At 66.8% G+C, this 23,254-nt stretch carries 19 protein-coding genes; 12 read left to right on the top strand and 7 right to left on the bottom strand.

The features are described from left to right. Nucleotides 1-161 precede the first annotated feature (161 nt). On the top strand, nt 162-920 hold the full coding sequence (locus tag O0J73_RS04835) for a Bax inhibitor-1/YccA family protein (RefSeq protein ID WP_004154549.1): 759 nt from the start codon (nt 162-164) through the stop codon (nt 918-920). Between the two features lie 123 nt (nt 921-1,043). Continuing rightward, nucleotides 1,044-1,664 carry a flavin reductase family protein gene (locus O0J73_RS04840; protein WP_004154548.1) on the top strand — a complete coding sequence of 207 codons (621 nt, stop codon included), beginning with the start codon at nt 1,044-1,046 and terminating at the stop codon, nt 1,662-1,664. 3 nt (nt 1,665-1,667) lie between these two features. Here O0J73_RS04840 and O0J73_RS04845 read toward each other — a convergent pair whose 3' ends face one another. The 6 genes from O0J73_RS04845 to grxC form a co-directional block, all read right to left on the bottom strand. Continuing rightward, on the bottom strand, nt 1,668-2,429 hold the full coding sequence (locus O0J73_RS04845; RefSeq protein WP_308308124.1) for a sulfite exporter TauE/SafE family protein: 762 nt from the start codon (nt 2,427-2,429) through the stop codon (nt 1,668-1,670). Between the two features lie 25 nt (nt 2,430-2,454). Next, the gene (locus O0J73_RS04850; protein WP_049456182.1) at nt 2,455-3,363 is read right to left on the bottom strand and encodes a LysR family transcriptional regulator; all 909 of its coding nucleotides are present in this window, start codon (nt 3,361-3,363) and stop codon (nt 2,455-2,457) included. A 53-nt stretch (nt 3,364-3,416) separates the two neighbouring features. Beyond that, on the bottom strand, nt 3,417-4,160 hold the full coding sequence (locus O0J73_RS04855; protein ID WP_308308125.1) for a cysteine hydrolase: 744 nt from the start codon (nt 4,158-4,160) through the stop codon (nt 3,417-3,419). Nucleotides 4,161-4,414: 254 nt separating this feature from the next. After that, nucleotides 4,415-5,419: an isocitrate dehydrogenase gene (locus O0J73_RS04860; RefSeq protein WP_014036138.1), complete on the bottom strand. Its 1,005-nt coding sequence runs from the start codon at nt 5,417-5,419 to the stop codon at nt 4,415-4,417. 287 nt (nt 5,420-5,706) lie between these two features. Further along, nucleotides 5,707-6,099, bottom strand: a complete 393-nt coding sequence (locus tag O0J73_RS04865) for a carboxymuconolactone decarboxylase family protein (protein ID WP_004154542.1) — start codon at nt 6,097-6,099, stop codon at nt 5,707-5,709. After that, on the bottom strand, nt 6,096-6,386 hold the full coding sequence (gene grxC, locus O0J73_RS04870; RefSeq protein ID WP_004154541.1) for a glutaredoxin 3: 291 nt from the start codon (nt 6,384-6,386) through the stop codon (nt 6,096-6,098). Before grxC ends, O0J73_RS04865 begins: the two co-directional genes overlap by 4 nt. Before the next feature lie 88 nt (nt 6,387-6,474). Here grxC and O0J73_RS04875 point away from each other — a divergent pair, with 88 nt between their 5' ends. From O0J73_RS04875 to lpxH, 9 genes are all read left to right on the top strand, one after another. Continuing rightward, entirely contained in the window at nt 6,475-8,175 is a 1,701-nt protein-coding gene (locus O0J73_RS04875; protein ID WP_004154540.1) for a M48 family metalloprotease, read from the top strand. 116 nt (nt 8,176-8,291) lie between these two features. After that, nucleotides 8,292-8,981, top strand: coding sequence for a phosphate regulon transcriptional regulator PhoB (gene phoB, locus O0J73_RS04880; protein WP_308308126.1), 690 nt, complete (start codon nt 8,292-8,294; stop codon nt 8,979-8,981). 106 nt (nt 8,982-9,087) lie between these two features. Next, nucleotides 9,088-10,419, top strand: a complete 1,332-nt coding sequence (gene phoR / locus O0J73_RS04885; RefSeq protein WP_008267063.1) for a phosphate regulon sensor histidine kinase PhoR — start codon at nt 9,088-9,090, stop codon at nt 10,417-10,419. A 4-nt stretch (nt 10,420-10,423) separates the two neighbouring features. Beyond that, on the top strand, nt 10,424-12,511 hold the full coding sequence (ppk1, locus tag O0J73_RS04890) for a polyphosphate kinase 1 (protein WP_197563976.1): 2,088 nt from the start codon (nt 10,424-10,426) through the stop codon (nt 12,509-12,511). 303 nt (nt 12,512-12,814) lie between these two features. Further along, entirely contained in the window at nt 12,815-14,341 is a 1,527-nt protein-coding gene (gene ppx / locus O0J73_RS04895) for an exopolyphosphatase (protein ID WP_197604319.1), read from the top strand. A gap of 266 nt (nt 14,342-14,607) precedes the next feature. Continuing rightward, nucleotides 14,608-17,574 (top strand): TonB-dependent receptor, encoded by a 2,967-nt coding sequence (locus O0J73_RS04900; RefSeq protein WP_004154535.1) that lies wholly within the window; start codon nt 14,608-14,610, stop codon nt 17,572-17,574. A gap of 157 nt (nt 17,575-17,731) precedes the next feature. Continuing rightward, the gene (locus tag O0J73_RS04905; RefSeq protein WP_308308127.1) at nt 17,732-18,877 is read left to right on the top strand and encodes a glycosyltransferase family 1 protein; all 1,146 of its coding nucleotides are present in this window, start codon (nt 17,732-17,734) and stop codon (nt 18,875-18,877) included. Next, the gene (locus O0J73_RS04910; RefSeq protein ID WP_308308128.1) at nt 18,874-19,395 is read left to right on the top strand and encodes a phosphatase PAP2 family protein; all 522 of its coding nucleotides are present in this window, start codon (nt 18,874-18,876) and stop codon (nt 19,393-19,395) included. Before O0J73_RS04905 ends, O0J73_RS04910 begins: the two co-directional genes overlap by 4 nt. 59 nt (nt 19,396-19,454) lie before the next feature. Beyond that, on the top strand, nt 19,455-20,201 hold the full coding sequence (gene lpxH, locus O0J73_RS04915; RefSeq protein ID WP_004154532.1) for a UDP-2,3-diacylglucosamine diphosphatase: 747 nt from the start codon (nt 19,455-19,457) through the stop codon (nt 20,199-20,201). A gap of 87 nt (nt 20,202-20,288) precedes the next feature. Here lpxH and O0J73_RS04920 read toward each other — a convergent pair whose 3' ends face one another. Further along, nucleotides 20,289-21,542 (bottom strand): M12 family metallo-peptidase, encoded by a 1,254-nt coding sequence (locus O0J73_RS04920; protein WP_004154531.1) that lies wholly within the window; start codon nt 21,540-21,542, stop codon nt 20,289-20,291. A 225-nt stretch (nt 21,543-21,767) separates the two neighbouring features. On the opposite strand from O0J73_RS04920, the gene O0J73_RS04925 reads away from it, so the two are divergent. Next, on the top strand, nt 21,768-23,225 hold the full coding sequence (locus tag O0J73_RS04925) for a DUF2235 domain-containing protein (RefSeq protein WP_308308129.1): 1,458 nt from the start codon (nt 21,768-21,770) through the stop codon (nt 23,223-23,225). Nucleotides 23,226-23,254: the final 29 nt, after the last annotated feature.

Here is a 23,254-nt window from a genome sequence, read left to right on the forward strand (position 1 = left end):
CCAGGCCCGGGGAGTCGTTCATTGTCGCCAAGCGCATCGCGAACTGTCAACGCAGGCGCGACCGATCATGAATCCGCCACGGCGCCCAGCATGGTCATCGGCTATGCTCGCGGACATCGGCCGGATGGCCGTCCCGACCCTCATTCGCACGGAGAACACGCATGCGCAGCGGCAACCCGGCTCTTTCCGAGTCGACCTTCCTCGACCTCGCCAGCGGCTCGGTGGTGACCAGCCCGGACCAGGTCATGACCCTCAACGGCACCGCCAACAAGACCGGCATCCTGCTGCTGTTGACCGTGCTGACCGCAGCCTTTGCCTGGAACCAGTCCGTCAACGAGTACGGCGAGGTCATGGGCGCAGCCAAGCTGTATGCCATGGGCGGCGCGATCGGCGGGCTGGTGCTGGCGCTGATCACCATCTTCAAGAAGGAATGGTCACCGGTCACCGCACCGATGTATGCGCTGGTCGAGGGCCTGTTCCTGGGCGCCGTGTCGGCGCTGTTCAACATGAAGTACCCGGGCATCGTGTTCCAGGCCGTGCTGCTGACCTTCGGCACGCTGGCCGCGCTGCTGTTCGCGTACCGCAGCGGCGTGATCAAGGCCACCGAGAACTTCAAGATGGGCGTGGTAGCAGCCACCGGCGGCATCGCCCTGCTCTACCTTGCCTCGTTCGTGCTGGGCTTCTTCAACATCAACGTCCCGGTGATCCACGACTCCAGCTGGCTGGGCATCGCCTTCAGCCTGTTCGTGGTGGTGGTGGCGGCACTGAACCTGGTGCTGGACTTCGACTTCATCGAGACGGGCGTGGCCCAGCGAGCGCCGAAGTACATGGAGTGGTATGGCGCATTTGGCCTGATGGTGACCCTGGTCTGGCTGTACATCGAATTCCTGCGCCTGCTGTCGAAGATCCAGCAGCGCTGATCTCCACCGTGCCGTAAACGACAAGCCGCGATCCGAAAGGGTCGCGGCTTTTTCGTAGAGTCGAGCTTGCTCGACTGTTGCCGATCCAGTCGAGCCTGCTCGACTCTACGGAACAGGACCCCCATGCCCCAGACCTTCCACAGCTACCGCCCGGCCGACGGCCACCGCCTGCCGCATGACCCGTTCAACGCGATCATCGGGCCGCGTCCGATCGGCTGGATTTCCAGCTGCGACGCGGCAGGTGCGCTGAATCTGGCCCCCTACAGTTTCTTCAACGCCTTCAACTACACGCCGCCGATCATCGGCTTCTCCAGCCAGGGCCGCAAAGACTCGCTGCGCAACATCGAGGCCACCGGTGAGTTCGTGTGGAATCTGGCCACCTTCGCGCTGGCGGAGGCGATGAACCAAAGCTGCCGCGCGGTGGCACCCGAAGTCGATGAGTTCGCGCTGGCCGGGCTGACGCCGCTGGCGTCGACGCAGGTCACCCCACCCCGCGTGATGGAGAGCCCGGTCAGCATGGAATGCCGCTGCACGCAGATCGTGCGCCTGCGCGATGCGGCCGGCCAGGACACCAATGGCTGGCTGGTGCTGGGCGAAGTGGTTGCGGTGCATATCGATGCGCGGCTGCTCGTCGATGGCATTTACGACACCGCGGCCGCTGCCCCGATCCTGCGCGGCGGCGGGCCCGCCGACTATTTCCGCATCGGCGCCGAGCAACGCTTCCGCATGGCCCGCCCGGCCTGACGGTCAACCGGCCGGCGAACGCGCCAGCAGGGCCGGCAGCGAGGACGCCAGCAAGGCAATGCCGGACACGGTGAGCAGCCCCAGCACGACCTGCCGGAAGCGCGCTTCGCTGATGCCGATGTAGACCCGCGCGCCCAGCAGGGCCGGCACCAGCATGGCCGGCGCCACGATGGCGAAGTACGGCAGCATCTGCCGCTCCACCAGGCCGCTACCGACGTAGGTGGCCATGGTCACCGCCAGCATCGCCAGGTTGAAGTTCTGGATGACCGCGCGCTGCTCATCCTTGCCGAAACCACGCAGCGTGCTCCACAAGGTGGGCACGGGCCCGGCGAATCCACCGATGCCGCTGAGCACCCCACCGGCCATGCCGGCGATCGCGTCACCCAGGCGACCGCCGACGCGGATCGGCGGCAACGACCGCGCCATCAGCATCACCGGGCACCACAGCGCCAGGAAGCCCCCCAGCAGCGCCTTGAACCACTCCATGTCCAGCTGCGGCAGCACCATCACGCCCAGCGGGATGCCCGCCAGACCGCCCAGCACGAATGGCAGCAGCAGACGCAGGTTGAATCCGCGGCGCACGGTGAACACCGCGACCAGCTGGCCGACCAGTGCGCCGAACACCGACAGCGTCGCCGCCAGTCGCGGCTCCAGCCCCCACGCCCAGAACGACATCGCCACCATGCCGAACGCGAATCCCGACAGGCCCTGCACGAATCCGGCGACGATCGCGCCGAGCGCGACCAGCAGATAGACCGACTCCATCACCACCTCGGTTGCAGTTGCACGGCTACCCTGCCGCACCACTCTGCGCAGCGTAGTGTGCTGCGAGATGCTCGACCAGCGCACGCACCTTCGGCGCCAGTGCACGTGCATGCGGATACAGCGCGAAGTAGCGGCGCTGTCCGGCATGCCAGGCCGGCAGCACACGAATCAGCCGGCCGCTACGCAGGTCTTCCTGCACGGTCAGCGCAGTGAACAGGCTGATACCCATGCCGGCCAGCGCGGCGGCGTACAGTGCCGGCGTGGCATCCACGCGCAGGCGCTGCCCGGCCTCAATGCTCGCGGTGGCACCGCGCGGCCCGTGCAGCTGCCAGGGCGGCATCGCCGGTGTGGGACTGAAACCCAGCAGCAGGTGCTGCGCGAGATCCGACGCCTGCCGGGGCAGGCCGTGGCGCGCCAGGTAGCCAGGTGCGGCCACCAGGATGCGCGGGCAGCTGGCCAGCTCGCGCGCAACCAGCTGGCTGTCGGGCAATGACGGTGCGATGCGCAGTGCAAGATCGAACCCTCCGCCCACCACATCGACCAGCTGATCATCGGCGGAAAGATCCAGCGCCACCTGTGGGTAGCGCTGCAGGAACGTCGGCAGCCAATGCGGCAGCTCCTGGCTGGCCACCACCTGCGGCACGCTGATCCGCACAGTGCCACTGGGTTGGGCCTGTCCGGCACGCGCCTGCTCATCCGCTTCCTGCAGGCGATCGAGCAATGATGCCGCCTCGCGGTAGTAGCCACGTCCGGCCTCGGTCAATGACAGGCGGCGGCTGTTGCGGTCCAGCAGGCGTACCTGCAGGTGTTCTTCCAGCTGCCGCAGTTGCCGCGACATGGCCGAATGGGTCGTCCCCAATCGCTCGGCGGCAGCGGTGAAGCTGCCCGCATCGACGATGGCACGCAGTGCGCGCAGGGCGGCGAATTGATCCATCGGCGGGCGGCTCCGGTTGGCAGGACCCGCGATGTGCGGGCCCTGCCAGCTTATCAAGCGCCGTCGCCGGCCTTGCGCACCGGCAGGGCCAGGATCGCGTCAGTGGTCATGACATCGCCGAAGGTGTCCTCGATCTGGGCCAGCGCGGCCTCATGCAGCGCGCGATGGCCGATGCGCTGGCCACCGGCCAGGTCCAGGTCGCGGCTGGCCGTTGCATCGGACGACACGATCACCCGGTAGCCACGCGGTGCCGCTGCGGCATCGCGGGCGGCGCCGGCCACGCAGGCGTGGGTCTGCAGGCCGGTGACGATCAGGGTGTCGATGCCCGACTGCTTCAGCTCCGTGTCGAGCACTGCAGCGGAGCCACCAGCGAACACGCTGACGTTGTCCTTCTGCACCACCGTCTCGCCGGCCCGCGGCTGCATGTCGCGATGGAAGGCGGCATTGGCACTGCCCTGCGCGAACAGCGGCGCACCTGCCGGCAGTACATGCTGCACATGGATGACGCGGATGCCATTGGCATCGGCGAAGTCGATCAGGCGGCGCGTCTGGCGCAGCGCGGCCACGCCATCGGGGATGACCATGCGGCCACCGGCAAAGCCAGGCGCGGCTTTGGCATCGAAGTACTCGTTCTGGAAGTCGATCACCAGCACGGCGGTCCTGGCCGCATCCAGCGACGCGGCGACCGGGGCGCCAGCCATGTGGCGGATGGTGGGATGGGCCGGCTCGGCGGCGGCGACCGGGGCGGTGGCGGCCATGCCGATCAGGCTGGCCAGGCCAAAGGCGGTGAGGTTCATCGGACGACTCCTGTGCGGTGGAAAGTAGGCACAGGATGCGGAGCGGATGGCGCACGAACCAGCCGTGCAGCAGCGCACAATCTGTGCAAATAGCGCACAGACCGTTGTTGTAGAGTCGAGCCATGCTGGACTGCTCTTCGTCTGGACACCTGTGAAACAGCCGTCGAGCATGGCTCGACGCTACAGAAGCGCAGAAACGCAACGGGGCGCCCGAAGGCGCCCCGCTGTGGGTCCAACCGAGGCTGGCCGACCGCTTACAGGCGGCTGGCGATGGCCTGGGCGAAGCTCATGGTGGTACCGGTGCCACCCAGGTCGCCGGTCAGCGAGTCCTTGGCTTCCATGGTGGCCACGATGGCCTTGCGCAGGCGCTCGGCATTTTCCGGCTGACCGACGTGGTCCAGCATCTGCGCGGCAGCCAGCAGCAGTGCGCACGGATTGGCCTTGCCCTGGCCGGCGATGTCCGGCGCGGTGCCGTGCACGGCTTCGAAGATCGCCGCGTCCTTGCCGATGTTGGCACCCGGGGCCAGGCCCAGGCCGCCGACCAGGCCGGCGCACAGGTCGGAGATGATGTCGCCGAACAGGTTGGTGGTGACGATCACGTCGAACTGTTCCGGACGCATCACCAGCTGCATGCAGCAGTTGTCGACGATCATTTCCTGGAACTCGATCTCCGGGTACTGCGCGGCCACTTCACGGGCGACGTTCAGGAACAGGCCCGAGGTCGACTTGATGATGTTGGCCTTGTGCACGGCGGTGACCTTCTTGCGGCCGGTGCTCTTGGCCAGCTCGAAGGCGTAGCGCACGATGCGCTCGGAGCCCTTGCGGGTGATGCGGGTACCGGAGAAGGCGGTCTCGCCATCGGCCGACACTTCCTGGCCTTCGGCCAGGTACGCACCTTCGGTGTTCTCACGAACGGTGATCAGGTCGACGTTGTCGAAACGCGACTTGGTGTTCGGGAAGGTGTGGGCCGGACGCACGTTGGCGTACAGGTCGAAGTGGCGGCGCAGGCTGACGTTGATCGAGGTGAAGCCACCACCGACCGGGGTGGTCAGCGGGCTCTTCAGCGCCACCTTGTTGCGCGCGATCGATTCCAGGGTCACCGCCGGCATCAGGTCGCCGTGCTTTTCCAGGGCCACCAGGCCCGCGTCGGCGTCTTCGTACTCCAGGCCAGTCTTGAGCTGGTCGAGCACGAACAGGGTGGCGTCCATGATTTCCGGGCCAATGCCGTCGCCGCGGATGACCGTAATTTTCTGCGTCATTGATCGATGTTCCGAACAGGGGGAAAAACGCCGTCCGGACGTGCCCGGAAACGCCGGCGCAAAGGAAGTTTCACCGGCAATTATGCCTGAGCCGGGGCCGAGGTCCCAAATAGACCATGGTCCCAGTGCCCGGCTCAGGCAGAATTGCCCGCGCATCCCACCTTATCCCTGCGCCTGTCGGCGCACCCCCTTGAACAACAAGGGGGCTCCTGGGCTGTTGGATCGCGGGGAAGCCCCCACGCGGGTGCGGTAGTGCCGCAGACCCCAGTTCCCGGCACCCGCCAGTTTCAGTGCTCGTGTGCTGCCGGGGCGGCGGCGCCGCCTTCGAGCTGGTCGAGGAAATCGACCGCGCGGCGCAGGTGCGGGATCACGATCGAGCCGCCCACCACCAGGCCGACCGAGAAGGTCTCGAAGAACTCCTCGCGGGTCACCCCGGCGTCCTTGCACTGGGCCACGTGGTAACTGATGCAGTCGTCGCAGCGCAGCACCATCGAAGCCACCAGGCCCAGCAGCTCCTTGGTCTTCACGTCCAGCGCGCCGGCCTGGTAGGTCTGCGTGTCCAGCGCGAAGAAGCGGCGCACCACCTGGTTCGGTTCGCCCAGGATGCGCTCGTTCATGCGCTTGCGGAATTCGGTGAATTCAGCGATGCGGTCCTTGCTGCCGTCGTCGGCCGCGCTCATGCCTGGCCCTGCCCGGCCAGCAGCGGCTCGAGCTTGCCTTCACGGTGCAGGGCCATCATGTCGTCGTAGCCGCCGACATGGACGTCGCCGACGAAGATCTGCGGCACGCTGGTGCGGCGGGTCAGCGCCATCATCTTCTCGCGCTCGGCCGGGTCCAGGTCGATGCGGACCTCGGTCCACTGCTGCCCCTTGCTCTTCAGGAAGTTCTTGGCGGCCACGCAGTACGGGCAGACGGCGGTGGAATAGATGGTGATGGCGGGGGCACCGCCGGCGGTCTGGGCTGTCACGGGAAACTCCACGATGGATCGACGGTCCATATATGGTACCGGTGCGCTGGAATTTCCACGCCACCGCCGCAACACTGTGGATTAACGAATGGTTGCCCCCTGCCCTGCCACGCTTGGCGCGCCCTGCCCGAGGACCTCCTGCTTGCGAGCCCTGCTGCTGACTACCGCCATCACCCTGGCCCTGGCCATGCCGCTGGCCCAGGCCCAGGAGAAGCTGCCCGACATCGGCTCCTCGGCCGGCGAGCTGCTGACCCCGGCGCGCCAGGCCGAGTACGGCGCGATGATGTTGCGCGAGCTGCGCAACTACGGCTATCTGCTGGACGACCCGCTGGTCAACGACTGGCTGCAGACCATGGGCACCCGACTCGGCTCGAACAGCGACCAGCCGCGCCAGCCGTACACGTTCTTCGTGATGAAGGACCGCCAGATCAACGCCTTCGCTACGCTGGGCGGCTACATCGGGGTCAATGCCGGCCTGGTGCTGACCGCCGAGCGCGAAGACGAAGTGGCCGCGGTGCTGTCGCACGAAATCGCCCATGTCACCCAGCAGCACGTGCTGCGCGGGGTCGAGCGCGCCCAGCGCGACCAGATCCCGATCCTGCTGGGCATGCTGGCGGCGGTGGTGGCCGCCCAGGCCAGCAACAGCACGTCGTCGGGCAACGCAACCATGGCCGCGATCAGTTCGGGCATGGGCCTGATGCAGCAGCGGCAGATCAACTACACCCGGTCAAACGAGTCCGAGGCCGATCGCCTCGGCATCCGCACCCTGGCCCGCAGCGGCTACGACGTGGACGCGATGGCCGGCTTCTTCGAGCGGATGGCGGCGGCGATGCGTGGCAACGAAGGCGGCTACAGCGTGCCGGAGTTCCTGCGCACCCACCCGGTCAACATCACCCGCATCAGCGAGGCCAAGGCCCGTGCCGAGCAGATGAAGAAGGACACCGTGCTGCTGACCACCAGCACCCCCAGCGGCGAACGCAGGGAGCGGGTGGACCCGGCCGACCCCAGCCTGGCCGAACCGCTGCTGCGCGGCAACAACCCGCTGCTGCCCAGCAGCGTGCTGCGCATCCCGATGGGGCAGCTCAGCCGCGGTGCCAGCGGCGACTTCGACTGGGCACGCGAACGCCTGCGGGTGCTCAGCGCCGACTCCACCGCTGAGCTGGAGCGCGAATACGCCGACATGGCCAAGCGCCAGAAGGATGGCCTGAACGACGCCCAGCGCTATGGCCAGGCCCTGGCGGTCATGCGCGGCGGCCGGGCAGGTGCTGCACAGGCCCGGCAGACCCTGGCCGCCCTGCTGCAGACCCGCCCGGACAACCTGTGGTTGGCGCTGGGGCTGGGCGAGGCCGAATCGCGCGCCGGCCAGGCCGCCCAGGCCAACAGCCGTTTCGAACAGCTGCTGCGCGAGCATCCCAACAGCCGCCCGGTGGCCCTGACCTATGCCGAGATCCTGAACGAACAGGGCAGTCGTGAAGCCGGCCAGCGCGCGCAGGCCATGCTGCGGCCGCTGTTGTCGCAAAGCGGTAACGATCCGGTCTTCCAGCAGCGATACGCCCGCGCCAGCGAGCTGGCCGGTGACAGCGTGCGCGCCAGCGAGGCCTATGCCGAGGCCGCCTTCCTCAGCGGCCGCCCGGAGCAGTCGCTGATGCAGCTGCAGGCGCTCAAGCGCAACCCGGCGCTGGACTATGTCGGCCGGGCACGGGTGGATGCGCGTATCGAGGCGATCACCCCCACCGTGCTGGAACTGCGCCGCCAGGGCGTGCAGGACCCGGACCTGGACCGCCGCTGAGCGCTGCGTGACCGGCCGATGGCAATCCAGACCGGTTCCGGCCAGGTAGTCACAAACATGTCATCAAACCGTAGTCTACTGGCACCACTCCAGTAACCGAGCCCTACGGTGTCCTCGTGCAGAAACGCATCCTGATCGTCGATGACGAGCCCGCGATCCGTGAAATGGTCGCCTTCGCCCTGCGCAAGGGCGATTACGAACCGGTCCACGCCGGCGATGCCCGCGAGGCGCAGACGGCCATCGCCGACCGCGTGCCCGACCTGATCCTGCTGGACTGGATGCTGCCCGGCACCAGCGGCCTGGATCTGGCCCGCCGCTGGCGCAAGGAAACGCTCACCCGCGAAGTGCCGATCATCATGCTGACCGCCCGCGGCGAAGAGAATGACCGCGTCGGTGGCCTTGAAGCCGGTGTCGACGACTACGTGGTCAAGCCGTTCTCGGCGCGCGAGCTGCTGGCCCGCATCCGTGCGGTGATGCGCCGCGCCCGCGAGGACGACGAGGACGGCAGCGTAGCGGTCGGCCCGATCCGCATCGATGGCGCCGCCCATCGCGTGTTCGCCAACGACCAGCCGGTGCCGATCGGCCCGACCGAATACCGCCTGCTGCACTTCTTCATGACCCACCCCGAGCGCGTCTACACCCGCGCCCAGCTGCTGGACCATGTCTGGGGTGGCAGCGTGTACGTGGAGGAGCGCACCATCGACGTGCACATCCGCCGTCTGCGCAAGACGCTGGAACCGTTCAACGCCGAGAACATGGTGCAGACCGTGCGCGGCGCCGGCACGACGAGACTCAGGTTGCGGTAGAGAAGCGGTAGCCGGCGCCGCGCACCCGCGGGTGCCGGTGCCGGCAACTCTGCTATAACCCTCGGTTCACCCCAGTGAACCGCCGCACCTCAACGACGAGATCGCAATGCCCCGCCACATCCGCTCTGCCTGGTTGAAGACCCTGGCCACCGTCGCCGCGGTACTGCTGTTCGCCGGATTGGTGGGGTGGTTCTCGGGCCATCTGTGGCTGTGCATCGCACTGGGCGCGCTGGCTACCCTGGCCTGGCATTACTGGCGCCTGCGCAGCGTGCTGCGCCGCCTGACCGCACGCCAACGCTGGGACACCGCCGACGAAGGCACCGGCGTCTGGAACGAACTGGACCGGCTGCTGTACCGCAACCAGGTGGAAATGCGCGTACGCAAGCGCCGCCTGCTGGACATGCTGCGCAGTTACCGCGCTGCGGCCGCCGCACTGCCCGATGCGGTGGTGGTGCTGGACCGCAACAGCCAGCGCGTGCAGTGGTTCAACGAAGCAGCCACCGCCCTGCTTGGCCTGCACCACCCGGGTGACCTCGGCGAGGCGCTGGTCGAACGACTGCAGCCGATGCCGCTGGCCCACTGGCTGGCCGGTGGCCGCAATGCCGAGCCGATCCTCGACGTGCCTTCGCCGGTCGATCCGGCAATCCGCCTCAACCTGCGCCTGATTCCCTATTCGTCGGACTACTGGCTGCTGATCGCCCGCGACGTCAGCAAGCTGCTGCGCCTGGAACAGGTCCGCCGCGACTTCGTGGCCAACGTTTCACACGAACTGCGCACGCCGCTCACCGTGGTCCACGGCTATCTGGACATGATGGACCCGGACGATTTCCCCGGCACCGGGCCGATGCTGGAGGAGATGCGCAAGCAGAGCCAGCGCATGGCCCAGCTGGTGGAAGACCTGCTGACCCTGTCGCGGCTGGAATCGCAGGAACACAGCGAGGACGAGACCGTGGCCATGCAGCCGATGCTGGCCACCCTGCGCCGCGAAGCCGAAGCACACAGCCAGGGCCGCCACCAGATCAGCATCGATGACCTGGCTGGCGTGGACCTGCAGGGCTCGACCAAGGAGCTGCATAGCGCGTTTTCCAACCTGGTCACCAATGCGGTGCGCTACACCCCGGCTGGCGGCCGCATCGCCGTCGAGTTCCGCCGCGAAGGCGATGGCGCGGTGCTGGCGGTGCGCGATTCCGGCTACGGCATCCCGGCCACGCATCTGCCGCGCCTGACCGAACGTTTCTACCGCGTCTCCAGCAGCCGATCGCGCGAAAGCGGCGGCACCGGCCTGGGCCTGTCCATCGTCAAGCACATCCTCGGCCTGCACCACGCGCGGCTGGAGATTGAAAGCGAGGTCGGCAAGGGCTCGGTGTTCTCCTGCCATTTCGATGCCGACCACGTGCGCCCGCGTGAGTCCGCCCCCCTGACTTCCATCGAAGAATGACGCCATGAGCAGCCTCGGATCCCTCCCCCTCCCTGTGAGCCCGGACAACGATCCGCTGCGTGATCCGGCGCTCTACATCAACCGCGAACTGTCGCAGCTGGATTTCAATTTCCGCGTGCTGGCGCAGGCCATGGACCCGCAGGTACCGCTGCTGGAGCGCCTGCGCTTCATGTGCATCTCCTGCACCAACCTCGATGAGTTCTTCGAGATCCGCGCCGCCGCCGTGCGCCATGCGCAGGAGTTCGGCCTGCCGCCGGCGCCGGACGGCATGAGCCCGCAGACCATCCTCACCGCCATCCATGACCGCGCCGCCGAGCTGGTGGACCAGCAGTACCGCTGCTGGAACCAGACGCTGCGCCCGGCGCTGGCCGAGGCCGGCATCGGCGTGCTCGGTCGCCACTCCTGGAACCACCGCCAGAAGCGCTGGCTGCGCGCGTACTTCCGCAACGAGATCATGCCGGTGCTGTCACCGCTGGGCCTGGACCCGGTGCATCCGTTCCCGAAGATCCTCAACAAATCACTGAACATCGTGGTGGTGCTGAAGGGCACCGATGCGTTCGGCCGTGCCGGCCATCTGGCCATCGTGCGCGCGCCACGCTCGCTGCCGCGCATCATCCAGCTGCCCGAAAAGCTTGGCGGCACGCAGAACTTCGTGTTCCTGTCCTCGGTGCTGTCGACCTTCGTCGATGAACTGTTCCCGGGCATGGAAGTGCTGGGTGCCTACCAGTTCCGCGTCACCCGCAATTCCGAGCTGGTGGTGGACGAGGAAGAGGTGGAGAACCTGGCGCTGGCACTGCGTGACGAGCTGGTCGACCGCGGTTACCGGCCGGCGGTGCGCCTGGAGATCGCCCATGACATGCCGCGCGACATCGTGCGCACCCTGCTGCAGAATTTCGGCCTGACCGAAAATGCCGTGTACCGCATTGACGGTCCGGTCAATCTGAACCGCATCATCCAGCTGTACGACCTGATCGCGCAGCCGGACCTGAAGTACCCGTCGATGACCCCGCGCACGCTGCGCGACAGTGATGGCATCTTCGAGACCGTCGCGCGCCAGGACCTGCTGCTGCATCACCCCTTCGATGCCTTCACCGCGGTGCTGGACCTGATCCGGCAGGCGGCGGTGGATCCGAACGTACTGGCGATCAAGCAGACCCTGTACCGCACCGGCAAGGATTCGCTGATCGTCGACGCACTGATCCAGGCCGCGCGCAACGGCAAGGATGTGACCGTGGTGGTCGAGCTGCGTGCGCGCTTCGACGAAGAGGCCAACCTGGGCCTGGCTGATCGCCTGCAGGAAGCCGGCGTGCAGGTGGTGTACGGCGTGGTCGGCTACAAGACCCACGCCAAGATGCTGCTGATCGTTCGCCGCGAGGGCCGCAAGCTGCGCCGCTATGTGCACCTGGGCACCGGCAACTACCACAGCGGCACCGCCCGCGCGTACACCGACATCAGCCTGATCACCGCCGATGCGGACATCGGCAATGATGTGCACCTGTTGTTCCAGCAGCTGTCCGGCCTGGCGTCGAAGATGAAGCTCAAGCGCCTGCTGCAGTCGCCCTTTACCCTGCACACCGGCATCCTCGGCCGTATCGAGCGCGAAACCCGCATCGCCGCCGCGGGCCGTCCGGCGCGGATCATCGCCAAGATGAACGCACTGAACGAACCGCAGGTGGTGCGCGCGCTGTACGCCGCCTCGCAGGCCGGCGTGCAGATCGACCTGATCATCCGTGGCGCCTGCACCCTGCGCCCGGGCGTGCCGGGCGTATCGGACAACATCCGCGTGCGCTCGATCGTCGGTCGATTCCTAGAACACAGCCGCGTCTACTGGTTCGGCAACGACGGCGCACCGGAAATGTACTGCGCCAGCGCGGACTGGCTTGAGCGCAACCTGCTGCGCCGGGTCGAGACCTGCTTCCCGATCCTTGATCCGGAACTGGCCAAGCGGGTGTACCGCGAGGTGCTGCAGAACTACCTGGACGACAACCTCAATGCCTGGGAACTGGACGCCGAGGGCATTTACCACAAGCGTGCCCCGGCCCACGGTGAAGCCCCGCATTCTGCGCAGATGGCATTGATGCAGGGGCTGTAACCCCCGGTGTGTCGACCAAGGTCGACACCCACCAACAGCAGCAGAAATCTGTCGAAGGCGGGGTGGGTCCGGTGGCAGGGGTGTGAGCCGCATGGATGCGGCGACCAAGCCCCCATGGACGGGTTCACGGCGTCCCCTGCCATCGGACCCACCCCGCCATCCCACGGATAGCCCGCTTTTGCCGTTGCCGTTGCCGTTGCCGTTGATTCGGCAGGTGCAGGGCGCAGCCCTGCCGCACTCCCCCTACAAAATGTGAAGGCCGCGCGGTGACGAGCACACCGCCCCTTCGGCTAACATTCGTCCATGCCGCATACCACCACGACTCCGCCCGCACTGCAGGATGGCGACCTGCTGGCCGCCATCGACCTTGGCTCCAATAGTTTCCACATGGTCATCGCGCGCTACACGCTCGGCCAGCTGCGGGTGATCGACCGCCTGCGCGAGACGGTGCGGATGGCCGATGGGCTGGATGGCAAGGGCGGACTCTCCGCAGCGGCCCGCCAGCGTGCGCTGGAGTGCCTGGCCCGCTTCGGCCAGCGCATCCGCAACGTGCCACCGCACCGGGTGCGCGCACTGGCCACCAACACCGTGCGCCAGCTGCGCTCGCCGCAGTCGTTCCTGGTCCCGGCCGAGACCGCTTTGGGGCACGCCATCGAAGTGGTCAGCGGTCGCGAAGAGGCGCGCCTGATCTACCTCGGTGTCGCCCATGCACAACCGCCCAAGCCCGGCCAGCGCCGGCTGGTGATCGACATCGGCGGCGGCTCCACCGAGTTCATCATCGGCATGGGCATGCAGACCCTGGAGCGCGAAAGCCTGCAGGCCGGCTGCATCGCCAGCACCCGCCGTTTCTTCCCCGGCGGCAAGCTGAGCAAGAAGCGCTGGAAGGACGCGCTGGCCGAGATCGGTCGCGAGTTCCAGCCCTTCGCCAGCAAGTACCGCGCGCTGGGCTGGCAGGAAGCACTGGGTTCTTCGGGCACGCACAAGGCGATCAGCGAGATCTGCGCGACGATGAAGCTGAGCAAGGGCGCGATCACCGCCGAAGCCCTGCCACAGCTGCGCGACGAACTGCTGAAGGCCAAGAAGATCGACGACATCCAGTTGCCGGGCCTGTCCAGCGACCGGCGCCCGATCATCGCCGGCGGGATCCTGGTGCTGGAAGCGGCCTTCCAGGCCCTGGGCCTGCAGAAGCTGCTGGTCAGCAAGGCGGCCATGCGCGAAGGCATCCTGTATGACATCGTCGGCCGTGCCGGCGAGAACGACCTGCGTGACGAATCGGTGGCCGCGCTCAGCCAGCGCTATGGCATCGACATGGCGCAGGCCGACCGCGTGCAGGAGACCGCGCTGTCACTGCTGGAGCAGGTCCAGGAACACTGGAAACTGGATGCCGACGATGCCCGCATGCTGGGCTGGGCTGCGCGCCTGCATGAGCTGGGCCTGATGATCGCGCACAGCGGCTACCACGTGCACGGCAGCTACGTGCTGGAACACTCGGACATTGCCGGTTTTTCGCGGCAGGAACAGCAGATGCTGGCCGCGCTGGTGCGCAGTCACCGTCGCAGCATCACCAAGACCGCCTTCGATGCCCTGCCCGAGCGCCTGCTGCTGACCGCCCGCCGGCTGGCCGCCCTGTTGCGCCTGGCGGTGCTGCTCAACCGCGCGCACGAGGACGCCCCGCTGCCCGCGCTGGAACTGACCGCCGACGACAACCGGCTGTCGCTGATCGTGCCGCAGGCATTCATCGATGCCCGCCCGTTGCTGCGCGCCGACCTGATCGGCGAGACCGACGGCATCGCCGGGCTGGGCATCCAGTTCCGTCCGTTCGTGGCCTGATCCCCGCGGGACGCCGCCCGTCCCGCGCGCCAGCTCGCGCTGCAACGCAACATCACCTTCCCGGGTGCGACGGGCAGTTCCGTCGCAAGTTCCCGTTTTTCCTCACATATCCATCACACCGATGACATGGGAGGAAATATTTCGACATAGACCCTTTACAACCTCTTAACTATCGAGACTAGTATCGGAGCACCGGCGCAGTTCGGCTGGGCCATTGGATGCCTTCCTTGGGTATCTCCGTACGTCTTTGAGAGAGAGAGAACGTAATGACTTCACGTACCGTGTTGGGCAAGGCGATTGCCCACGCCCTGGTGACGACCACCGCCCTGGCCGTCGTGCCGGCGTTCGCCCAGGATGCCGGCAGCGCCTCGCCGACCAATCTGGATCGCATCGAGATCACCGGTTCGCGCATCCGCCAGGTCGATGTGGAAACCGCCCAGCCGGTGCTGGCGCTGACCCGCGTCGAGATCGAGCGCCAGGGCTTCAGCTCGGTGGCCGACATCCTGCAGAACGTCACCGCGATGGGCAGCCCGGCCATCAGCCGCGCCAACGCGCTGAGCGCGGGCGAGAACACCGGCGGCACCTACATCGACATGCGCAACCTGGGCGCACAGCGCACGCTGGTGCTGGTCAACGGCAAGCGCCTGGGCATCAGCACCTCCGGCTACCAGGACGTGTCGTCGCTGCCGGTGTCGGCAGTGGAGCGCATCGAAGTGCTGAAGGATGGCGCTTCGGCCATCTACGGTTCCGACGCGATGGCCGGCGTGATCAACATCATCACCCGTTCCAACGTCAACGGCGTGACCGCCAATGTCTACCACGGCCAGTACAGCGAAGGCGATGGCGCCCGTGACCGCTTCGACGTGGTCGGCGGCTGGAGCAATGACCGTGTGTCGTTGACCCTGGCACTGGAACACTCCGAGGAAAAGAGCGTCTGGGCCAAGGACCGCTGGTTCAGCAAGTACGGCGTGAGCGACCGCCACCCGAACGATCCCTCCAACTGGACCACGCTGAGCCAGTGGGGCCAGTTCACCGGTCTGAAGGGTGGCCCTGGCTGCACCAACACCAGCCAGGGTTGCGGCTACTCGCTCAACCGCGGCGCTGACCCGACCAACCCGGCCAACTACCACCTGACCGACGCGACGCCGTTCACCGGCGACGTCAGCAACGCCAACGAGCAGATGCACGTGATGTATCCGCTCAAGCGTGATTCGGTGTACTTCGACGGCCGCTTCAAGATCACCGACCAGGTCAACCTGCGCACCGAATTCGGCTACAACAAGCGTTCGGCCGAGCGCCAGATCGCAGGCTACCCACTGCAGTCCAGCTCGGTGTCGATCTCGGGTGACCCGACCGCCACCGGCCTGATGTCCAAGGACAGCTATTTCAATCCGTTCGGCAACCAGCACGGTTATGCCCGGCCGACTGACATCGCGTGGAACCGCCGTACCTGGGAAATTCCGCGTGTAAGCACCAGCGAACTGAAGACCTACCGTGCGGTCGTGTCGCTGGATGGCACCTTCGAGATCGGCCAGCGCTACTTCGACTGGGACGTGGGCTACCAGTACAACCGCAACGAGCTGACCGCCACCGCTACCGGCAACCTGCACAAGAAGCGCGTGCGTGACGCCGTGGGTCCGTCGTTCCTGGATCCGGCCACCGGCAAGGTGATGTGCGGCCGCCCGGGTGCGGTGATCGACGGCTGCAAGCCGTGGAATCCGCTGGTGCCCTACGGCAGGAACGATCCGAACGGGCTGACCGGCAATGAAGAACTGATGGCCTGGCTGTTCCCGGCGGAGCGGACCACCGGCCGGACCACCACCAAGAACGCCTTCGCCAACCTGTCCGGCAGCATCATGACCCTGCCGGCCGGCGACCTGGGCTTTGCCTTCGGCGTGGAAAGCCGCAAGGAAGACGGGCGCTACACCCCCGATGCCCTGGCCCAGACCGGCGCCACCACCAACCTGGCCGCCGGCCCGACCGGTGGCAGCTACAACGTGAAGGAAGCCTACCTGGAGCTCAACGTACCGGTGCTGGCCGACCTGCCCGGCGCGCGCGAACTGAGCTTCAATGCCGCCACCCGCTTCTCCAAGTACAACACCTTCGGCAATACCCTCAACAGCAAGTTCGGCTTCAAGTGGAAGCCGATAGACCAGCTGTTGGTCCGTGGTACCTGGGCCGAAGGCTTCCGCGCCCCGACCATCAACGACCTGTACGGTGGCGGTTCGGAAACCTTCGCGCAGTTCAGCGACCCGTGCGACACCGTGTTCGGCTCGGCCAAGGGCAGTGCTGAAGTCCGCTCGCGCTGCGCACGTGACATCGCTGATGCCGCCAACTTCCGCCAGCTGAAGCAGGGCAATGTCCCGGTGACCACGGCGCAGGATGCAACCCCGACGCCGTTCGTGTCCGGTTCCAATCCGCTGCTGGTTCCGGAAACCTCCACCAGCAAGACGCTGGGCCTGGTGTGGAGCCCGACCTTCATCAGCAACTTCAACGTCGCGCTGGACTGGTGGAAGATCCGCATCGACAACACCATCGTCGGTGACAGCCCGAACCAGATCCTGAAGGATTGCTACGAGCAGGGCATCGAAGCACGCTGCAGCCGCTTCACCCGCGACCCGTCCAACGGCATCGTCACCGGCCTGAAGTTCGGCAACCGCAACGCCGGCTTCGCCGAGACCGAAGGTTACGACCTGGATGTCAGCTACCGCGTCGACACCGGCTACGGCAAGCTGAGCGCAGGCTGGACCAGTACCTATGTAAGCAAGAACGTCTATCGATCCACCAACGATGTCCGCGATGCGATCACGCCGATCAACGGCGTTGCCAACACCATCGGCACCGCCACCAGCCTCGCCTTCCGCGTGCGCTCGAACCTGGTGCTGGGCTGGGATGTGGGCGACTTCGGCGTCAGCTGGACGGCGCGCTACTACTCCGGCGTGAAGGAGCGCTGCGCCAATGCCAGCCTGTATCCGGACGAATGCTCCGATCCGACCTTCCTGGCGCCGTGGCTGAAGGCGCCGACCGCCTACAACGAGCGCGGTGCAGTGACCTTCCACGATGTGCAGTTCCGCTACAACCTGCCGTGGGACGCCACCGTGTCGGTGGGCGCCAACAACGTGTTCGGCAAGGAAGCCCCGGTGATGTACAGCAAGCCGAACTCGTCGTTCTCCTACTACGGTGGCTACGACATCGGACGCTTCATGTACATGAAGTATCAGCAGCGCTTCTGATCCATCGCGCTGTCATCTGCAACAGGAACCACGGCCCCTCGGGGCCGTGGTTTTTTCTTGCCCACGGGAGCCGGCACCGGCGTCATCTGGCGGTCGCAAAGCCGTCATGTCCACTACATCGCCATGGCCGAGCATGCCGGAAACCCGGAGGCCCGCCATGCGCTATGCCATCGTCACCGAGACCTATCCGCCGGAAGTGAACGGCGTTGCCCTCACCGTGCAGGGCCTGGAGCAGGGACTGCGTGATTCCGGGCATGAAATCGACCTGGTCCGGCCACGCCAGGCCAGCGAAGCACTGGACTCGGCACCGGGCACCCTGCTGGTGCCGGGCGCCGCGCTGCCCCGCTACCCCGGCCTGCGCTTCGGCCTGCCGGCGCCGATCCGGCTGGGCCGCCATTGGCAGCAACAGCGTCCAGACGCCGTCTACGTCGCCACCGAGGGCCCGCTGGGCTGGTCTGCACTGCGCACCGCACGCCGTCTCGGCATCCCGGTCGCCAGTGGCTTCCACACGCGCTTCGACGAGTACCTGCCCGACTACGGCGTGGCCTGGCTGCAGGCCGCCGCGATGCGCTGGATGCGTCGCTTCCACAATCAGGCCGATGCCACCCTGGTGCCCACTCGCGAGCTTCAGCAGTTCCTTGGCGAACAGGGTTTCGAGCGCGTGCGCCTGCTGGCGCGCGCGGTCGACAGCCAGCAGTTCGATCCAGGCAGGCGCGACCCGGCGCTGCGCGAGGAATGGGGCGTGGACGGCAACGGCCTGGTGGCGATCTACGTGGGCCGCATCGCCGCGGAAAAAAACCTTGGCCTGGCTGTAAAAGCGTTCCGCAAGCTGCAGCAGATCCGCCCGAAGGCTCGCTTCGTGTGGGTGGGCGATGGTCCTGCACGCGAAAAGCTGGCGCACGAAAATCCCGACTTCATCTTCTGCGGCATCCAGCGTGGCGAAGCGCTTGCACGGCATTTCGCCAGCGGTGACCTGTTCCTGTTCCCCAGCCGCAGCGAGACCTTCGGCAACGTGACTCTGGAAAGCATGGCCAGTGGTGTAGCCACTGTGGCCTTCGATTATGGCGCCGCGCGCGAGTACCTGCGCAACGGCGAGAATGGCGCGGCAGTGGACAATGATGAGCAGTTCATCGAGGCCGCCGTGCGGCTGGCGGCCGATGATGCACAACGCCAGATGCTGGGCAGCACAGCCGCGCGCGCGATGAAGCGCCTGCATCCACAGCAGGTGGTCGCGGAATTCGATGCGCTGCTGGCCGAACTGGCCCACTTGCGGAGGAGCGGCCATGCGCACCACGCGGCTTGAACTGCTGGCCGACCGCGAAGCGCCTGTGCAGGCGCGCCAACCACTACTGCCGGCGTCGCCGCGTGCGTCGCCTGTTCTCGGTCATCAGCCGGCTCGGCGATGGCGTGTTCTGGTACGTGCTGATGGGCGCGCTGGTGCTGCTGGATGGCTTCGACGGCCTGCGCGCCTCGGTGCACATGGCGGCCACCGGGCTGGCCGCGCTGCTGCTGTACAAGGGCCTCAAGCGCTGGACCCGGCGCCCGCGCCCGTATGCGGCCGACCTGCGCATCCGCGCCTGGGTGGCACCGCTGGACGAGTTCAGCTTCCCCTCCGGCCACACCCTGCACGCGGTGTCGTTCACCATCGTCGCGCTGGCCTACTACCCGTGGCTGGCGCCGCTGCTGGTGCCGTTCACCGCTGGCGTTGCGCTGTCGCGGGTGGTGCTCGGCCTGCATTACCCCAGCGACGTGCTGGCCGCGACGGGCATCGCGGTGCTTCTGGCGTCGGCCAGCCTGGCCTGGCTTCCGCTGCCGGTGTGACGGCCACCGCCGGGCATGGCGCGGCGCTACCGTCATCGTGGATGGCCTAGAATGCAGCCATGACCACGCTGTTCATTTCCGACCTGCACCTGGACCCCAGCCGTCCGGAAATCACCGACCTGTTCCTGCGCTTCCTGCGCGAGCAGGCGCCCGGCGCCGATGCGCTGTACATCCTCGGCGACCTGTTCGAAGCCTGGATCGGCGATGACACGCCCTCGCCTGCCGCCGACGCGGTGGCCGATGCGCTGAAGGTGCTGTCCGACAGCGGCGTGCCGGTGTACTTCATCCGCGGCAACCGTGATTTCCTGCTCGGCGAGGACTACGCACGCCGTGCCGGCCTGCGCATCCTGCCCGACCCGTGCATGATCGAACTGTACGGCCGCCCGGTGCTGCTGCAGCACGGTGACCTGCTGTGCACCGATGACATCCCCTACCAGCAGTTCCGTGCACAGACGCGCGACCCGGCCTTTCAGGCGCAGTTCCTGTCACAGCCGCTGGCGGCACGCATCGCTTTCGCACAGAAGGCCCGCGACGCCAGCCAGGCGCGCCAGTCCGAGATGAAGCAGGACGACCGTGCGCAGTTCGAGTCAGTGACCGACGTGGCCCCTGCCGAAGTCGAGGCCACCTTCGTCCGCCACGGGGTGGACACCCTGATCCATGGCCATACCCATCGCCCGGCAATCCACACGCTGCAGGCCGGTGGACGCGGCTGTACCCGCATCGTTCTGGGTGACTGGTACGAACAGGGTTCGGTGCTGCGGGTGGATGCCGACGGCTGGTCGCTGGATACCCTGGCGCGCGGCTGATGGATCGCAGGTTGCCAACCAAGGTTGGCATCTACCGGAGCAGGTACACGCGCCCGGGTAGACGCCGACCTTGGTCGGCGCCCGGGCTCAGCGGAAGGCCGCGATGGTGGCCTTGGTGTTGACCAGCACGCGCTGGTTGTCTGCGGTGCTGGCATTGCCCATCGGGATGCCGTTGTAGCTGATGTTGGGGTTGGACCAGTAGTTCAGGCGCGGGCAGCTGCGGGTGCAGTTGTAGGCCATGATCGTGCGCCAGCCGGTACCCGTCGACGGCTCATAGCGATAGCCATGGCCATAGGCATAGGGCGAGGTGCTCGAATCGGTGGCGATGTCATGCCGCGCGCTCTGCAGGTGACCGATCTCGTGTGCGAACGAGTAGTAGCCGGTGGCGCAATCCCAGTACACCGCCGCGAACGCGGTCGATGCCGTCGAGCCGATACCCGAGGCCAGGCCGCAGTAGGCGGTGTTGTTGATCAGCAGCACGCCCACGTCGGCGGCGGTGGAGTTGCGACTGGTATGGATGCTGTCCATGTAGCCATCGCTGGTGCCACGGAAGCGCGCCAGGTCGGTATCGAAGCTGCCCGACTCGGTGTAGCTGGTGGTCTCGTAACCGGCCAGCTGCATGGTGATGCCGACGTTGCTGTTGACGTAGCCTTGGTTGGACTCGGCCACTGCCAGCTGCACCAGCGACTGCATGTTGCCGCCATAGGCCGCCACCGCGGCATTGGTCGCCACCACCAGCACACGGATCGTCGCGGGGGTGCCGGACGAGGCCTGTGCGATGCCGATGCGATCGTTGTCGCCCATCGGGATCTTCGGCAGCTGGTTGTAGTCAGCCGGATGGTCGGCCGGCATCCGCGACTCATCCACTTCCACCAGCACATGGCGATTGCCCAGCGGACGCAGCCGGTACAGCTTGCCGTCCTTGCGGATGGAACCGGTGATGGTGTTGCCCGAGCGCACCAGGATCAGCGAGTTGCCGGGATCGTCCTGTCCGTTGGAGGTCGCCGCGGTCAGCTTGTCCGAAGGCGAGCGGAACTGGCCGTACCAGATGCTGCCACCATCGGGCAGCGCCTCGAGCTTGCTGCGCACGGCCTGCACGCGCTGGCCAAGCAGCTCGAACTCCAGTTGCGGCTGCGCAGTGGCCGCTGCGTCGACACGTACTTCCTGCACCGTCGCAGTGGACGGGGTGGCCAGCAGCTTGCCCAGCGCGGGCTCACTGTTTGCCGATGCGCGGCTGATGACCGTCACCGGCTCGAACAACGGTGCCGCATGCGCGGCCGCTGCCACCGACAAACCCAACACCAGGCCACCTGCCGCTTTGCCAATCGATCTGGACAACATTGCGTCGCTCCTTGAATGATGTGAACAGCGTTGATGCAGCACGCCCGGGTTTGCCGGGTCTGGCCATATGGCCTGCGCGGGTCGTGTGAATTCAATAGTTGATGCGAATGAAAATCAGGAATTGTGATCAACCGCATCTGCGTTCAGTCAGGTCAAAAGCGTCACTGCACATCGTAAACACACTCTTTTCGCGCTACTTTGACGCAGCCACGACGGGGAATGCACATGGCGCCATTAAAGGACACGGACGAAGATGTCGGCTTGCTGCGGATCGGCCTGTTCTTCGATGGCACCCGCAACAACGCCCATAACCTGGCGCGCGGTCGCCCGCAGCAGCCGCATCCACGCCCGGTGCAGCTGCGCGCGGATGATGACTCGACCTACCAGAGCCGGCTGACCAGCAGCTACGACAATGGTGAGACCAACATCGCCCGGCTGCAGCAGCTGTATCCGGACAGTCGCCGCGATGCCGTGGCCACGCCCTCGCTGTCGATCTATGTGGAAGGGGTCGGCACCCGCGATGATGCCGACGACGATCTGATCGGACTGGCCTTCGGCATCGGTGCCAGCGGCGTGCGTGCGAAGGTGCAGCGCGCGCTGCAGGTGCTGCTGCCGGCTGCGCTTGCCGGGCTGGCCGCGCGCTGGCGACAGCCGCTGCGCCGCGTGCAGCTGGATCTGTTCGGCTTTTCGCGGGGCGCTGCCGCGGCGCGTGATATCGCCAACCAGCTGCAGGGCTGGGACGGTTCACGCTGGCGCCAGCTGCTGCAGGGGGCGGGCCTGGCCTGTGCCGCCGACTTCGCCCCCGCGGTGCCGGTCGTGCGCTTCATCGGCCTGTTCGACACGGTGGTTGCGGTCAGTGGCGGCCGCGCCGATGAACAGCCACGCCTCGCTCTGCACAGTGGCATCGCCGCGCACGTCGTGCAGCTCACCGCGCGCGACGAACATCGCCAGCACTACCCGCTGACCAGCGTGGCACCGCCGTTCACCGAGATCGCCCTGCCCGGGGTGCATGCCAACATCGGGGGCGGTTACAACCAGCTCGAGGAAGGCCCCAAGCTGCTCAGCCGACCACTGCGGCAGCAGCTGCGTCGCCCCGCTGTTGCTGACTACCAGATACCGCCGCTGGCGATGCTGCAGGCCACCACCGCCTACGCTGAAACGCAGGCCGATGCCGAACGCTGGCGGCAGCAGCTGGGCGTCGGCGACAGGGAAATCTGGGTGGATGTCTGGCACCAATGGCAGCAGCAGCGCCGGGCCGGCAGCCGCAGCGTGCTGTTGTCACCCGTGCTGTACGTCACCGCCGCAGTGGTGCTGCGCAGGCGCATCGACTGGCGCTACCAGCTGATCGCCCTGCAGGTGATGCAGCAGCATGCGATCGATGCCGGCGTGCATTGGCGTGCGCAGGCCGCCGCGGTCCAGGGCTGGGAACTTCCCTCCGCCCTGCAGCCGATCGCGCGTCGCCTGGTGGCCGGGCAGGCACTGACCCAGACCCAGGAAGCGCTGCTGCGCCGTCGCTACCTGATGCAGTCGGCACACTGGAATTTCGATGCCCTGGGCGATACCGCACTGACCTACGCCGCCGACGCCGGCGTCAGCGAGCTGCCGTATCGACCGGGGCCGGGCCTGTTCTACATCAACCGGCCGACCGTGGATGGCAAGCGCGTGGTGCTGCCGAACGCATGAAAAAGGGGACGGAGGGAATTAAGTCGCTT

The organism is Stenotrophomonas sp. Sm6012, assembly GCF_030985895.1.
Lineage (GTDB): Bacteria > Pseudomonadota > Gammaproteobacteria > Xanthomonadales > Xanthomonadaceae > Stenotrophomonas > Stenotrophomonas forensis.